The sequence below is a fragment of the Vibrio mangrovi genome (genome assembly GCF_024346955.1).
Taxonomy (GTDB): domain Bacteria; phylum Pseudomonadota; class Gammaproteobacteria; order Enterobacterales; family Vibrionaceae; genus Vibrio; species Vibrio mangrovi.
The window spans coordinates 694,446-707,876 of record NZ_AP024884.1; the positions used below are offsets into that span (position 1 = coordinate 694,446).

Consider the following 13,431-nt stretch of genomic DNA (forward strand, 5'->3'; position numbering starts at 1 on the left):
CTTCTAACTTCCTGTTAGCTCTATTCTCTTCATTTATACCATTATCATTTTGCTCAAAAGCATAACATTCCAGCAAAAGATTCTCACAATGCAATTACCGTACGACGGCAGTCACACTTTTGCAAGCAATCAACGTCTGGCTGAAGCACATTTAGTTTTTTCTACCGTAATCTTATCCGATTGCATACAATTACTCGGGTCCTATACCCAAATGACCTCAAGATGCAGTTTCAGCGAGAATCACTGGGCACAGAGGCAAAGCAGCCCTGACAATTTACAGAGGATGCTGTATTTCAGAAAGTTTTGCCTGTCTGCTTTCGTTAAGATGAACAGCCAGGAAAATACCAAACGAAATAACAACGGCAACCAAAGAAATATAGACCGAATTCCTGAAACCATAATGCTGGGCAACAAACCCCATTAAAGATGTCCCGCACATGGTTCCAACCGACATCGCATTGGTATAAAAAGCAGAAACCTGCCCCACTCGTTTTGGCGCAGAATCTTGTAAGAGAGTAATGCCCAGACCGACAAATATGCCGTAAAAAAGCCCGTTCACAAACTGAAGTGCCAGCAACCACTCGACCGTTGATGCATATTGAATTCCGATATAAAACACCATGGCAACAGCAAAGCTCACCATCATCAACTGCATTTTTCCGACACGATGTGACCAGGATGCAGAAAGTAACATCACCGGGATCTCCAGTGCCGCAGTTAAGCCCATAAACATTCCCGGATATGACACCGGCAAATCTAATTCTTTGGTAACAAATAACGGCATTGCGTTGATATAAGTACTGTTCGCCATATTCGCAAACAAAATACCCACACCTAAAAACCAGACTTTATATGGAAAAGGAGGAATCGCGTCATGAACATTGGTTTTTCTGGCAGATTTTACCGCAGAAGGTAACAGACGCCACGCCATAATGAACACCAGCAGAGCAATGCCTCCAGCCATCAGAAAGTTGGTCCGGAAACCAAAGGTATCGACAGAAGTAAAAGCCAGAGCAGGACCGACGATCCAGACCAGAGACACCGAAGAACGCATTTGAGAATTGAGTTTCGTACTATCTTTTCCAGACTGTTCAGCAAAACGCCGAATCATTGCCAGCAGTAAAGGAACTGAGGACGCACCGAATGCCATGAAACACCAGCCGACAATAATCGCCTGCCAGAACTGAGTCAGATAATAGAAACATATTGCCGCCAGACACAGAAATAGTACCGAAGTCAGAAGGAGAATCTTACTATCAACTCCTTTATCGGCCAGACGCCCCAATCCCTGACTAATCAGAATCGTTGAAACTGCAGTACCTACGGTATAAAGGCCGATGTACATTGGCTCAATTCCCAGCCCTTCGATCAGAAACAGACTCATTACCGGTAGAATGAATGAAAATGCCATGGCTGACAGGCCATTCAGCCAGAAATAAACACCGGAATCTCCGCGGAGCACCTCAAATCTCATTCCACAACACCTTATGCTCAAAAGCCACAGTACAAGACCTGAATCATCGCTATATACAATATCTTAAGTCAAGCTGTTTCATATTTTATACAGACAAAAAAAGGAGAGCCAAAGCTCTCCTCTCTGAAAACTGAACTACAACTTTAATTAAAGTGCAGCTTTTGCTTTCTCAACAAGCACAGCGAATGCTGATTTGTCAAAGACTGCGATATCAGCCAGGATCTTACGATCGATCTCGATAGATGCTTTCTTCAGACCGTTGATGAAACGGCTATAAGACAGACCATTCTGACGAGATGCCGCATTGATACGTGCAATCCACAGTTGACGGAATTGACGTTTCTTGTTGCGACGGTCACGATATGCATATTGACCAGCTTTAGTTACTGCCTGGAAGGCAACACGATAAACTCGAGAACGAGCACCGTAATAACCTTTAGCTTGCTTTAGAACTTTCTTATGACGTGCACGAGCTTGTACACCACGTTTTACGCGAGGCATTCTGCTTCTCCTAAACTAAACGAATTAAAAACCAAAAAGAATTAAGCGTATGGCAACATACGAGCAACTGCAGCCACTTCACATTTAGGAAGGACAGAGTTTGGACGTAGATGACGCTTGTTCTTTGTAGTACGCTTAGTCAGGATGTGACGTTTAGTCGCGTGCTTGTACTTAACACCACCAGCAGTTTTCTTAAAACGCTTGGCAGCACCTTTGTTGTTTTTCATCTTAGGCATGATGAATAACTCCGCATTGTTTCGATTTTAATAACCATGTAATCAGGGCGAATAAAACCCCACCGTTTATACACGGCAGGGTTCATTACTTGTAAGCCGTTGATTACTTCTTCTTAGGGGCAAGCACCATTATCATCTGACGTGCTTCGATCCGGCTAGGGAAAGATTCTACAACAGCAATTTCTGCCGTATCTTCTTTCAGACGATTCAAAACATCGACACCGATATCCTGGTGTGCCATTTCTCGGCCACGGAAGCGAATTGTTACCTTCACTTTGTTGCCTTCTTCAAGGAAACGCACCAGGTTGCGTAGTTTTACCTGATAGTCTCCAATATCAGTCCCAGGTCGGAATTTTACTTCTTTAATCTGGATCTGTTTTTGCTTTTTCTTCTGCTCTTTTGCAGCTTTGCTCTTCTCGAAGAGGAATTTACCATAATCCATTACACGGCAAACTGGTGGTTCCGCATTCGGACTGATCTCAACAAGATCTAATCCAACTTCTACTGCCGCATCAAGCGCTTCCTGAATTGAAACGATACGCGACTCTTCGCCTTCAGCACCCGATAAACGGACTTCACGTACACCACGAATTTCTCCGTTGATACGATGTTGGTTTTGTTTGGCCTGTACTTGGCCACGTCTTCCACCTTTAATAGTTTATTCCTCCAGATTGAGCTTACGGCTTGAGACTTCGGTCCGGACAAACTCAATAAAATCATCCAGCTTAAATTTACCCAAGTCTTTGCCTCTTCGTGTCCGCACGGCAATTTCGCCAGCTTCTACTTCCTGATCACCACAGACCAGCATATACGGAACACGTTTCAAAGTATGTTCGCGGATTTTAAAGCCAATCTTTTCATTTCTCAAGTCCGCTTTTGCCCGAATGCCACATTTTTGTAGTTTTCGGACAACATCCTGAACATAATCAGATTGTTTGTCAGTAATATTTAATACTACAGCCTGCTCTGGCGCAAGCCAGGTCGGGAAAAATCCGGCATATTCTTCAATCAAAATACCAATAAACCGTTCCAGCGATCCTAAAATTGCCCGGTGAATCATAACAGGGACCAAACGGTCATTGTTTTCACCCACATAAGTCGCACCAAGACGGTTCGGCAGGTTAAAATCGAGCTGCACTGTACCACACTGCCATGCACGGTCAAGGCAATCATGCAATGTAAACTCAATTTTCGGTCCGTAAAACGCGCCTTCGCCTTCCTGAATCTCATAGGCAATATCCATTGACTCAAGAGAAAGTTTCAGGGCTTCTTCTGAACGATCCCAGATTTCATCGCTACCAACCCGTTGTTCAGGACGTGTTGAAAGCTTGACGGCGATATTTTCGAAACCAAATGTCCGGTAAGTATCATAGACCATCTCGATACAGGAAGTAACTTCCTGCTGAATCTGCTCTTCAGTACAGAAAATGTGGGCATCGTCTTGGGTAAAACCACGTACCCGCATAATGCCATGCAACGAACCAGACGGCTCATTCCGGTGACACGAACCAAATTCCGCCATACGCAGCGGCAGATCACGATAGGATTTCAATCCCTGATTGAAGATCTGTACATGTCCCGGGCAATTCATCGGTTTAATCGCGTATTCGCGATTTTCAGAACTGGTGGTAAACATGGCCTCTGCATATTTATCCCAGTGTCCTGACCGTTCCCACAAGACACGATCCATCATCAACGGACCTTTAACTTCCTGATAGCCATATTCAGTCAGTTTTTCACGCACGAATACTTCCAGATCACGGAATACAGACCAGCCATTATGGTGCCAGAAAACCATTCCCGGCGCTTCCTGCTGCATGTGGAACAGGTCCAGTTGTTTACCGATCTTACGATGATCCCGTTTTGCCGCTTCTTCCAGACGAGTCAGATGAGCACTCAGTGCCTTCTTATCGTGAAAAGCTGTTCCGTAGATCCGCTGCAACATTTTATTGTCACTGTTACCACGCCAGTATGCGCCAGCTACATTTAACAGTTTGAAATGTTGACAAAAACCCATATGCGGAACGTGTGGTCCACGACACATATCGATATATTCTTCATGATGATAAAGTCCCGGACGATCATCACGCGCAACATTTTCGTCAAGAATTTCCATCTTGTACGGTTCACCACGGGACTCAAATGTATCCCGGGCTTCCTGCCAGCTCACTTTCTTTTTCACAACCTGATATTTGGTTTTCGCCAGCGCTTTCATCCGCGCTTCGATTTTTTCCAAATCATCTTGTGACAAGGAGTGATCCAAATCGATATCGTAATAGAAACCACTGTCGATCGTCGGCCCGATCGCCATTTTTGCATCTGGGTACAGCTGCTTCAGCGCATGTCCCAGCAAGTGTGCACATGAGTGGCGAACGATTTCCAGACCATCATCTTCGTCTTTGGTTGTGATGATTTCTAGGCTGGCATCGTTTTCAATTAAATCACAGGCATCGACACGAGTCCCATTGACACGTCCGGCAATGGTTGCTTTAGCAAGACCAGCCCCAATGGACTGAGCAACATCTGAAACAGAAACCGGATGATCGAATTGGCGTTGACTACCGTCAGGAAGAGTAATAATAGGCATGATTTGTCCTTTACAGTGGTGTTGCATACCAAGCAACACATGCTTAATTAATTCGTACATTGAGTGTTTTCAGAGAAAAACACGCGACATAAAAATAGTACTCATTCTGATGCAAATACGGATGCACCATCCTGAGTACGTTCTTGTGTATTTTAAATCAATAAGATGAAATCACAACCCATTTATAAAACTTAGCTAATTACTCTGTACAAATATTCCCTCTGAAGTGTTTCTCCTTTCGCAAACACATTTCCTGCGCAATCAACTGATGTGCTTTCTGGCTGATTTCATGCATCTTTTTCTGTAAGACAGCCACTCCTTTATAATCCACCAATAGCATGGATGATAACGCAAGGACTGCCAGTTCGGCTTCATCAGCAATATATTCTAATTCTTTGATTTTATTGTTCATAATAACCTTATGCCTAACGTTGAATTTGTATATTTTGCTATAGTGCAATAAATTTTATGCGATCTGCTACTAACATCTTTCAATCAGTCCGGAAAACAAACCGTACGGAAAAAAAAGTTCAACAGGCGAACTATATGTGCCATAGAACCGACACTTCTAATGATGATATTGTTAATTACCATATATGTTGTCTGAGGACTGATTTTGCATCCCACAGTTATATTCATTCGGAAAATACTAAAAAATAAAGGCCTCTCTTATGCTCAACTGGCAACCCTTTCCGGAATTGACGAATCAAAAATTAAACGCGTGTTATCGGGACGCCAGCCGATGACACTGGAAATGAGAGATCAGATCATGTCGGTACTCGGTATTGCCGATATCACACAAGCCGATCATCTGAACAATACCGAATACCTGACACTCTGGCATCAAATGCCACCCAATCTCAAACAGGTGGTACTTTCTCTGATGACATCGCTCCGCTATGAGACACAGCGTTGAAAAATAATATTAATGAGCAATATGCCAAGCAAACTACTCCACCGGCCAGCTCGCACCGGAGACAATCGCCTTGGCATTTTTTTGAATTTCAACAACGATCGCATTTGCCAGTGCCGTCGCCAATTGTACACTCCAGGCATGTTCTCCTTCTGTTACAAACCCTTGACCTTTCAGTTCTTCCACAATTTTGTCTTTTAGTGATATGTTGTCCAATGCCATTATTTGCCTGCCTTAACTGTTGAAGAAAAATCCGAGTGTGACTTACCGGTAAAGGCACAGATACAGTCGCCCTGAACCACCCCTGAGCCACCATTCATCGTGATTAAGTCTGCGGTAAAACGCATATTGGCAGCCGAAGCTTCCCAATCTTTTTCTATTGTTTCCAGTCGATTGCCCATCACTTTTAGCTGCTCATCGAGTTGAATGACGGTGTTGCGTAGCTGGCCGACAGTCGTCACCCAGTCTCCGGCAGCCGCTACATGCAGGTTTCCCAAACTGCCAAGTTCCAGATTATCTCCGGCCAGCAGTTCAATGGCTCCTAATGCCTCGATCTGTTTTTTGCCTGCAATATTTTCCTGACTGTGTTCCCGGATATTCAACTGGTGCTGCCCGAATTCCCCCAGATACTGCTGGGTATGATCCTGCTTCTGATACGATGAACTCACCATCTGTTGATCGGTTTTATCGGTGATATTACCGACTGCATCAATCCGTCGGCTGACTTCATCCCGCTGTTGCTGTAACTGTTCTCCGGGTTCAATCGACGGCAGTGTATAGTTTTGTCCGTAAACACCCCGGATGATTGGGCGGTCACTACGTCCGTAAGCAAAGGCAATCTCGACCAGCATTCCTTCGAGCGGATATGCCAGTAATCCCGATTCAATACCGCCCATAGATACCGGCAGTGGAATCGAACGGTAAACAGGTACAGCAGTATCTGCCTGAAGATCTTCATCTAACATCTGGACATCGACCGCATAACGGGGACGGAATGAATCGGCAATCTTCCCTCGCTGCACAACATCACGTACCGCTTCAATCCGGCCAAGCAATGGCAAGTGATATCTTGCAGATAATTCCGGAAACTCATTATAAATCTGCTGTTTCCTGGCCACGGCTTCGCTACTGCTCGGTTGCCAGTAGGCCGTCATGTCGTCTTCAATCAGGTCAACCCGGGTGATGCGGTGGCCATTCATCACCCGGCCGGGCCGCAACATCGGATACGGCACAAACGTCACACTGGTTCCGTTCTGGCGTGACATAAACTCTTCCGGAACCGACATCGGTTTCCCGGCAAAGTGGCTGTCTGCATATCCGCCGACATAAACGTTCTGATCAAGATCCTGAAACCAGATACAGTCTTCAATAGCAAAGGCCTTTGCCAGCGCATCCAGACATTGATAACCGTTTCCCTGATGAACAAAATTGGGAATAACCTGCCGCATATATCCGGCATCCGGATATTTAAAGTCCAGCCCGGTCAGCAATGTCAGTTGATCAAGCACATCAATAGCCGTCGGATGTTCAAGACTGATCGGCCAGCGCTGACTGAGAATCCCGGCATTTTCTTTGACCGTAATCTTGTAGAAACCACTTTCTGCCGGCTGAACTTTATCAATATAGCCTTCAAAGAAAATCGACAGATCACGCTCATAGCCAATATCCAGCCGCACCAGCCCGAAGCGTTCCGGTGCATCTTCGGCCTGAATGGTGAAAATAGCTTTCCCGCCCAAAGACAGCTTCAGACTGACCATATGCCGGGCAAGTGAAACCTCTTCCCCGGAAATATAGAGACGTTTTTCCAGATTCATTTAATTGCCTCCCGGTTTTGCTGCAACGACTGTTTCAAACGGGGATTCTGAGTCGGTGTTGCTTTGGTCTGCTCTTTCTGACGTGCTTCTTTCTGCTCAGCCACACTGTTCGATTCCTTAAGCTGGAAAGAAACCTGCCAGGCCATGACATTTTCCTGCTGTGTCGCAGAAAAGCGGCCGGAGAATCTGACATCCTTGATTTTAAATGCGTTAGCCATTTCTTCGACAATCGTATAGACCATCCGGTTACCCTTGCTGTCTTTTGCCGAGCTCATCATTTGTAGAACTCCCAGCTTGTGAATATCGTGAAAAGCAATCAGTCCGGATACATTGAGTATGGCTGCCTTATCTCCCTGTTCTGCTTCTTCAGTTCCTGAAGACTGGGCACTCATATCTTTACTTTTTAATTCCCGTTCAAAACCGACGGTAAGATTCTTTAATCCAAATGTATAACCATTTAAGGCGAACATAGTAACTCCTCGAAGAATGGCATCGGAGATGCACTGAGTATCAGGCTGGCAGCCACGTACTGATGATAATTCGGCGGCAACATCCCGGCGAGCTGGTGACTTAAGCTGGCCGAATCACCATGTAAAGCAACAGACCAGACTTCGGCATTCATCTCTTTCAGTGCCTGTAGTGTGTCATTGACCTCTTGCAGGACGGATAACCGTTTTTCCGCCAGTTGCCGGAGCTTGCCAATAACATTAACCCGGTCACTGGCCAGTGATTCCAGTGTCGCAACTTGTGTTCCCAATGCTGCGTTCATCTCAGCAAACGGCTTTGTCGTTAGTGGCGCCACAGGTTTGAACCGGGGCTGCACGATTGCCGCTGGCTTACGCAGCTTTTCATGTTCGGCGGCAAGTAACGCCTCAGTCTGGCGCTGGGCCTGACACCATTCAGACAATGGCATCACGGTGGTGACACGTTTCAGCCGTTCAGCAAACTGCTGCCTCGTTGCTGCCGTGATCATCACGCCAATTACATAAAGTGCACCAGTTGGCCGGTGTATATCCGAATAGTCCGTTAGTTTCTCAGCTAAACGCTTAACTGCTGCATCGGTATCCAGCACATCACCGGATTTGCTTTCTCCTCCGACCTGAAACTGGTAAGGCGTAACAGTCAGAACTTGCCCCTGACTGAGCAAATGATCCAGTTCAGTACGCAGATTCAATAACGCTTGTGCATTACTGCTAAGCGGATGACGCCCGAAAGCGGCGTCACTTTCAAGAGCTGATAAACGATCCGCAGCATGATCCGTCCCGACTTGATCGATAACAGATGATGCTTTTGTCTGAATATCGTTTACCGAAGCGGGCCATGTCAGTGATGATTCAGTCCACATAATCAGCTCCCATCTGTTGGCCGGACCGGACGCGCATCACCCACGATCACCACATTGCCTTCGGTATCGGTAGTGGTATAGTCGCGCAGTGCAATGGCATAAGTATTCCAGTCAGCAACGGCCAGTTGTTGTCTTTTGGTATCTCCGGTGGCGTGATATTTGAGTTGTACATCGACATCATCGAGTTCAGCCTGAACCCATTGGTATTCAGATGCTGCCGTCACTACAACTGGTATATCAACCCACGAGAGACCGTCTCTTTGCTTTCCTTCAGGAGGCTCGTTGATAACAAATTCTTCAATCTGTTGTTCGGTTAACTCCGTCAACTCAGAATAATCGATCCGGTTAATTTTCAATGCTTTTTCAGAACGGACAAAACCATCATCGGTTACGAAATATCTTATATTCATGCCACCCTCGCTTTTATCTGAATGAGTGCACTAACATCATCGCCTGTATAATTCGTTCGTAAAGATACAGTGTTACTACTGGTATAGCCGGAGCCAATAATAATATTGACAGAGGCATCTCCTCCCCAATGATTTGCTGTCACTGAATCACCTAGTTCTGGGGAGAACGGTTTTATCGTAATGGGAAGTGGGTTACCGTATGGTTGACTTGATTTACCAGCCCGTCCCCACATAGATATCTCACATGTCCCATCAGGCCAGATTTGGGTTCTACTATTGGTTTCTTTGAGCAAAATGAATCCACCCCGCGCCGCACGCTCTGAGTCATCATCAGAAATCACTGGAATTAATCCACACCCGTGAGATAACCCCGCAACTTTGACACCGGAGGTATAAAACGAGAAATCGATCGTCAGCCGGACCATACCTGTGCCTGCATCAACCTCAAGCAGGATGCCATTAGTATCCAAAGCGTCTGCGTAGGTTTGGACACCATTTGCATCAGTGACAGACGCATATAGTCCCTGAAGGGTCGACATTGGGTATTCGCGGTAGATTCGGCCTGATTCGGCTCTCACCGCACCCTGCTCATCCAGATAGATTCCTACAACATCTGTGCCGCAAAACCATTTGTGTGAAAATTCAGAGGCGACCGGAAAATCCTGTGGCAATGTGGTTAATTCACCATCGTCTCCTTCAACGTTCCAGTTCTGATTGCCTTTAAACAGATTCTCCACATATAAAGTTCTGTTGGTGAACACACTACTCCATTCATCTTTGGTTGAATGGTAAAACGCCATGGCCGGAGAACCGGCAGCATTATTTGAAGACACCATGACCGTATAAGCATCATTACCGGCAGCAACTTTAATACCCTGCCATGCGACAGCCACATCGCCGGCAGTTCCCGGCAGCGCAGAAGCGAATGAAATAAATCCGGTTGGTGCAGTATCCAATTCAGCGTTTTCAGTAATCACTCCCAGTTCGATCGGCGAGCCAAACGTACCAAACGGATCTAAGGCTTTTTTTAGCTGCGCTGGTGAAATAACGCCAGTTCCTTTTCCTGCCTTCACATTCCCGTCAGTCGCTAAACTCACCACCCCTTTCCGGGTTGTAGTCGCGTTGGGGAGCTTGCTCTCATCAATCCCTAAGTGTCTGAGATCGGTGACACTCCCATTAGCTTTCACTGAAGCAATCTGTGTCACATAGTGTTGTGTCCCGTTGTCCACATAGTCGGTTAAGCCGGTGGCACTCACAACCAATTTCCACTGGGTTGCCCAACGACTCAACACATTCCCCTGCCAACTTGCATCCAGATATATCCCGTCACCAGCCTGAACATTGGGAAGGGTTTTCTGAGCGTCATTGACACAACGTAACCCTCCTATGTAACCGACACCGGGAGAACACAGATAATCACTGCCCGATTGCTTCACCTGAAATCCAGTGCTAAAAAAAGAGGCTTCACCAAACAGGTCAAAACACGCCAAATGTAAATCGTCATCCATCCCATGCAGACGAGCCTGATAATCGATCTGCCAGCTTTCTGGTGTCACGGTAATATTGGCTGCTGCTGCCGCCCCTGAGTATTGCTGGACACAGGTACGGACACTCGACATCTCCGGCTCTTTGGTTTCCACCAGTTTATGGATCACCAGGCCACAAGAATTTGTAGTGTGTTTATCGTGCAGATAAATAGCATTGAATGTAAATGCCTTCACTGCACCGGGAATCACCACAGAATAGACGACTGAATCATCGTTCAGCTTCGCTTTCTGGCTGATATCCTGTTGATAGACCCAGAAAGACAGATCTGGTAATCCCAGATGGCGATCAATCTCCTGTTCCGGATCCAAATCCGGCAAATAAGCAAACACCATTTCATTCATATCCGGGGCCAGCCCGTTCATGATCCGGTCTTGCAGATAACTCTCAAATTCCAGAGGAATCACAACCTGACTCATAATAAAAACCTTTATCTCCATTTGCTGGGCAGCCAAAGATCAGTATTTTCTTCAACTGTCAGCATCATTCATCATACTGTTCAACTTTTCCTCAACGGGAGGTCAGCCGGTTCAACAGACGCCGCATCGCGCCGGGCTTAGATTGCCCGGATGATGTCTGTTCATTCGTCACTGATGATTCACTACCTAGCAGATCTGACTGAGTTTCCTGTTCAGCTTCAGGTATTGCTTCGACTTCCCAACGATCACTTTCCCGGAGATAACGACACTGCTGCGTCGTACTATCGTGTTCCGGTGGTGGCGTGAATGTGGCACATTGCGGTTTGATGTAATGGTCATAGCCATGTTCAATAAATACCGTACTGGTGCCGACAAACAAATTGGATTCATACGAATAATGGTATGCTGCTGTCTTTCTGTTCATACTTATATCCATCCTCTGAAAATTTTCACTGAAATATTTGCTGTATACGGGCGGTTTTCTGTTGATGTTGGAACAACATTTGATGCATTGAATTCAAGAGCGGGACTAACCGAAATAGGTGATGCACTAGTCGCATTCCCGGCATTTTGCAATTCCCCAATTCTAACGAATGCTCCTTGAGCACTGGAAAACATCCATCCATTGTTGGTATAAAAATAACCTGAAATATTCCGAATCGCATCACCTTGCGTTGTACCATGTGTCACGCCAGACGGCGTTCCACGGCGGAAATGCCCCAGATGAAAATTCGGCAGGGTAAACGTTGTTGAACCGTCACCATCACCGAAATAGGCAGCGTAGGTCATTGGATCGGCATCTTTGGTGGCCTGCTCAATGATCAACTCTGCATCCTGTGCGTATTGCCACAGGATTGCGTCTGTGGTGCGGGACACTTCACCACCATTGGCATTCAGCCAGCCCGGTCTTGGGGCTGCGATTTGAAAATCGGCAATCATCCCGACAAAGCTGCGCTGTATATCATGATAAGTTAATGTGGTGTTCCACTGACTTTGTGTTGAGTGATAGTACGTCATTGCCGGAGGACCACCGGCATTATTCGACGATGCCATAACCGTGTAAGCGCCGTTATCATCGGCAACTTTAATTCCCTGCCATGCGACAGCCACATTTCCGGCGGTTCCCGGCAGCGCAGAAGCAAATGAAATAAATCCGGTCGGCGCTGTATCCAGTTCAGTGTTTGCAGTAATCACACCCAAATTAAGTGGTGTCCCAAAAGCACCAAACTGTGCCAACGCCTGTTTCAGTTGCTCCGGTGACATCACACCGGAACCTTGTCCGGCATTCACTTCATCATCGGTAGCTAAAACAACCACACCTTTTGATTCTGTCGTAGCAGCCGGAAACTTATGCTCATCCAGTCCCAGATGGCGGAGATCAGTCACACTGCCATCCGTTTCAATCCGGGCGATTTGAGTGACATAATGTTGAATTCCACCTGCAACATAGTCACTCAGGGCTGTTGCACTGGCGAGCACTTTCCAGTTGGTTACCCAACGGCTCAGGACTTGCCCCTGCCAACTGACATCCAGATAGATCCCGGAACCGGGCTGAACATCGGTGATTTCAGTCTGAACATGATTAACACACCGCAGACCTGCAACATAACCCAGACCGGTGTCACAAACATACTGACCACCGGAGCGCTTCACCAGAAAACCATCAGCAAAAAATGATGCTACGCCAAACAGGTCAAAACATGCCAAACGTAAATCGTCATCAATACCATACAAGCGAGCCTGATAATCGATCTGCCAGCTTTCCGGTGCCACCTGAATATTTGCGGCTGTTGCTGCACCAGAATATTGCTGAACGCAGGAACGAACACTCGACATCTCCGGTTCTTTGGTTTCCGACACCTTATGAACTACCAGCCCACAAGAGTTCTCGGTATGCTTATCGTGCAGATAAATTGCATTAAAGGTAAATACCTCAACCTCTCCGGGAATGACGACCGAATAAACCACTGAATCATCGTTCAGTTTCGCTTTCTGGCTGATATCCTGCCGATACACCCAGTAAGACGGATCCGGCAACCCCAGATGACGATCAATTTCCTGATCCGGATCCAAATCCGGCAGATAGGCAAACACCATCTCATTCATATCCGGTGCCAGCCCGTTGACCAGCTTATCTTGCAGATAGCTTTCAAATTCCAGAGGAATGACAACTTGACTCATAATAAA

Annotated in this window: 15 protein-coding genes; 1 reads left to right on the forward strand and 14 read right to left on the reverse strand. The window is 46.3% G+C overall.

Going from position 1 to position 13,431, the window contains the following annotated elements:
* Positions 1 to 274: 274 nt before the first annotated feature.
* The 6 genes from OCU74_RS19320 to OCU74_RS19345 form a co-directional block, all read right to left on the reverse strand.
* Entirely contained in the window at positions 275 to 1,474 is a 1,200-nt protein-coding gene (locus tag OCU74_RS19320; RefSeq protein ID WP_087482068.1) for a sugar efflux transporter, read from the reverse strand.
* 147 nt (positions 1,475 to 1,621) lie between these two features.
* Positions 1,622 to 1,975, reverse strand: coding sequence for a 50S ribosomal protein L20 (gene rplT / locus OCU74_RS19325; protein WP_021019837.1), 354 nt, complete (start codon positions 1,973 to 1,975; stop codon positions 1,622 to 1,624).
* Positions 1,976 to 2,016: 41 nt separating this feature from the next.
* On the reverse strand, positions 2,017 to 2,211 hold the full coding sequence (gene rpmI / locus OCU74_RS19330; RefSeq protein ID WP_027694124.1) for a 50S ribosomal protein L35: 195 nt from the start codon (positions 2,209 to 2,211) through the stop codon (positions 2,017 to 2,019).
* 103 nt (positions 2,212 to 2,314) lie between these two features.
* Positions 2,315 to 2,866 (reverse strand): translation initiation factor IF-3, encoded by a 552-nt coding sequence (gene infC, locus OCU74_RS19335; protein WP_087482069.1) that lies wholly within the window; start codon positions 2,864 to 2,866, stop codon positions 2,315 to 2,317.
* A gap of 3 nt (positions 2,867 to 2,869) precedes the next feature.
* A complete protein-coding gene (gene thrS, locus OCU74_RS19340) occupies positions 2,870 to 4,798 on the reverse strand; it encodes a threonine--tRNA ligase (protein ID WP_087482070.1) in 1,929 nt (642 codons plus the stop codon).
* Positions 4,799 to 4,997: 199 nt separating this feature from the next.
* Positions 4,998 to 5,210 (reverse strand): hypothetical protein, encoded by a 213-nt coding sequence (locus tag OCU74_RS19345; protein ID WP_087482071.1) that lies wholly within the window; start codon positions 5,208 to 5,210, stop codon positions 4,998 to 5,000.
* A 204-nt stretch (positions 5,211 to 5,414) separates the two neighbouring features.
* Between OCU74_RS19345 and OCU74_RS19350 the strand changes: the two genes are divergently transcribed.
* On the forward strand, positions 5,415 to 5,714 hold the full coding sequence (locus OCU74_RS19350; protein ID WP_159457457.1) for a helix-turn-helix domain-containing protein: 300 nt from the start codon (positions 5,415 to 5,417) through the stop codon (positions 5,712 to 5,714).
* Positions 5,715 to 5,747: 33 nt separating this feature from the next.
* On the opposite strand, the gene OCU74_RS19355 is transcribed toward OCU74_RS19350, so the two are convergent.
* The 8 genes from OCU74_RS19355 to OCU74_RS19390 form a co-directional block, all read right to left on the reverse strand.
* Positions 5,748 to 5,933, reverse strand: a complete 186-nt coding sequence (locus OCU74_RS19355) for a hypothetical protein (protein WP_087482073.1) — start codon at positions 5,931 to 5,933, stop codon at positions 5,748 to 5,750.
* Positions 5,933 to 7,525, reverse strand: coding sequence for a hypothetical protein (locus OCU74_RS19360; protein WP_087482074.1), 1,593 nt, complete (start codon positions 7,523 to 7,525; stop codon positions 5,933 to 5,935). The genes OCU74_RS19355 and OCU74_RS19360 overlap by 1 nt, the downstream gene beginning before the upstream one ends.
* Positions 7,522 to 7,995 (reverse strand): baseplate complex protein, encoded by a 474-nt coding sequence (locus OCU74_RS19365; RefSeq protein ID WP_087482075.1) that lies wholly within the window; start codon positions 7,993 to 7,995, stop codon positions 7,522 to 7,524. Before OCU74_RS19365 ends, OCU74_RS19360 begins: the two co-directional genes overlap by 4 nt.
* A complete protein-coding gene (locus OCU74_RS19370; protein WP_087482076.1) occupies positions 7,983 to 8,870 on the reverse strand; it encodes a hypothetical protein in 888 nt (295 codons plus the stop codon). The genes OCU74_RS19365 and OCU74_RS19370 overlap by 13 nt, the downstream gene beginning before the upstream one ends.
* Before the next feature lie 2 nt (positions 8,871 to 8,872).
* Complete coding sequence (locus OCU74_RS19375) at positions 8,873 to 9,280, reverse strand: hypothetical protein (RefSeq protein WP_087482077.1); 408 nt, start codon at positions 9,278 to 9,280, stop codon at positions 8,873 to 8,875.
* Positions 9,277 to 11,244 carry a phage tail-collar fiber domain-containing protein gene (locus OCU74_RS19380; protein WP_159457458.1) on the reverse strand — a complete coding sequence of 656 codons (1,968 nt, stop codon included), beginning with the start codon at positions 11,242 to 11,244 and terminating at the stop codon, positions 9,277 to 9,279. Before OCU74_RS19380 ends, OCU74_RS19375 begins: the two co-directional genes overlap by 4 nt.
* 91 nt (positions 11,245 to 11,335) lie before the next feature.
* Complete coding sequence (locus OCU74_RS19385) at positions 11,336 to 11,668, reverse strand: hypothetical protein (RefSeq protein WP_087482079.1); 333 nt, start codon at positions 11,666 to 11,668, stop codon at positions 11,336 to 11,338.
* A 2-nt stretch (positions 11,669 to 11,670) separates the two neighbouring features.
* Positions 11,671 to 13,425 (reverse strand): phage tail-collar fiber domain-containing protein, encoded by a 1,755-nt coding sequence (locus OCU74_RS19390; RefSeq protein WP_087482080.1) that lies wholly within the window; start codon positions 13,423 to 13,425, stop codon positions 11,671 to 11,673.
* Positions 13,426 to 13,431: the final 6 nt, after the last annotated feature.

Excerpts from the sequence above, each read along its gene's own strand:
- OCU74_RS19320 (WP_087482068.1), bottom strand. The coding sequence starts at position 1,474 with ATGAGATTTGAGGTGCTCCGCGGAGATTCCGGTGTTTATTTCTGGCTG.
- rplT (WP_021019837.1), bottom strand. The coding sequence starts at position 1,975 with ATGCCTCGCGTAAAACGTGGTGTACAAGCTCGTGCACGTCATAAGAAA.
- rpmI (WP_027694124.1), bottom strand. The coding sequence starts at position 2,211 with ATGCCTAAGATGAAAAACAACAAAGGTGCTGCCAAGCGTTTTAAGAAA.
- thrS (WP_087482070.1), bottom strand. The coding sequence starts at position 4,798 with ATGCCTATTATTACTCTTCCTGACGGTAGTCAACGCCAATTCGATCAT.
- OCU74_RS19345 (WP_087482071.1), bottom strand. The coding sequence starts at position 5,210 with ATGAACAATAAAATCAAAGAATTAGAATATATTGCTGATGAAGCCGAA.
- OCU74_RS19355 (WP_087482073.1), bottom strand. The coding sequence starts at position 5,933 with ATGGCATTGGACAACATATCACTAAAAGACAAAATTGTGGAAGAACTG.
- OCU74_RS19360 (WP_087482074.1), bottom strand. The coding sequence starts at position 7,525 with ATGAATCTGGAAAAACGTCTCTATATTTCCGGGGAAGAGGTTTCACTT.
- OCU74_RS19365 (WP_087482075.1), bottom strand. The coding sequence starts at position 7,995 with ATGTTCGCCTTAAATGGTTATACATTTGGATTAAAGAATCTTACCGTC.
- OCU74_RS19370 (WP_087482076.1), bottom strand. The coding sequence starts at position 8,870 with ATGTGGACTGAATCATCACTGACATGGCCCGCTTCGGTAAACGATATT.
- OCU74_RS19375 (WP_087482077.1), bottom strand. The coding sequence starts at position 9,280 with ATGAATATAAGATATTTCGTAACCGATGATGGTTTTGTCCGTTCTGAA.
- OCU74_RS19380 (WP_159457458.1), bottom strand. The coding sequence starts at position 11,244 with ATGAGTCAGGTTGTGATTCCTCTGGAATTTGAGAGTTATCTGCAAGAC.
- OCU74_RS19385 (WP_087482079.1), bottom strand. The coding sequence starts at position 11,668 with ATGAACAGAAAGACAGCAGCATACCATTATTCGTATGAATCCAATTTG.
- OCU74_RS19390 (WP_087482080.1), bottom strand. The coding sequence starts at position 13,425 with ATGAGTCAAGTTGTCATTCCTCTGGAATTTGAAAGCTATCTGCAAGAT.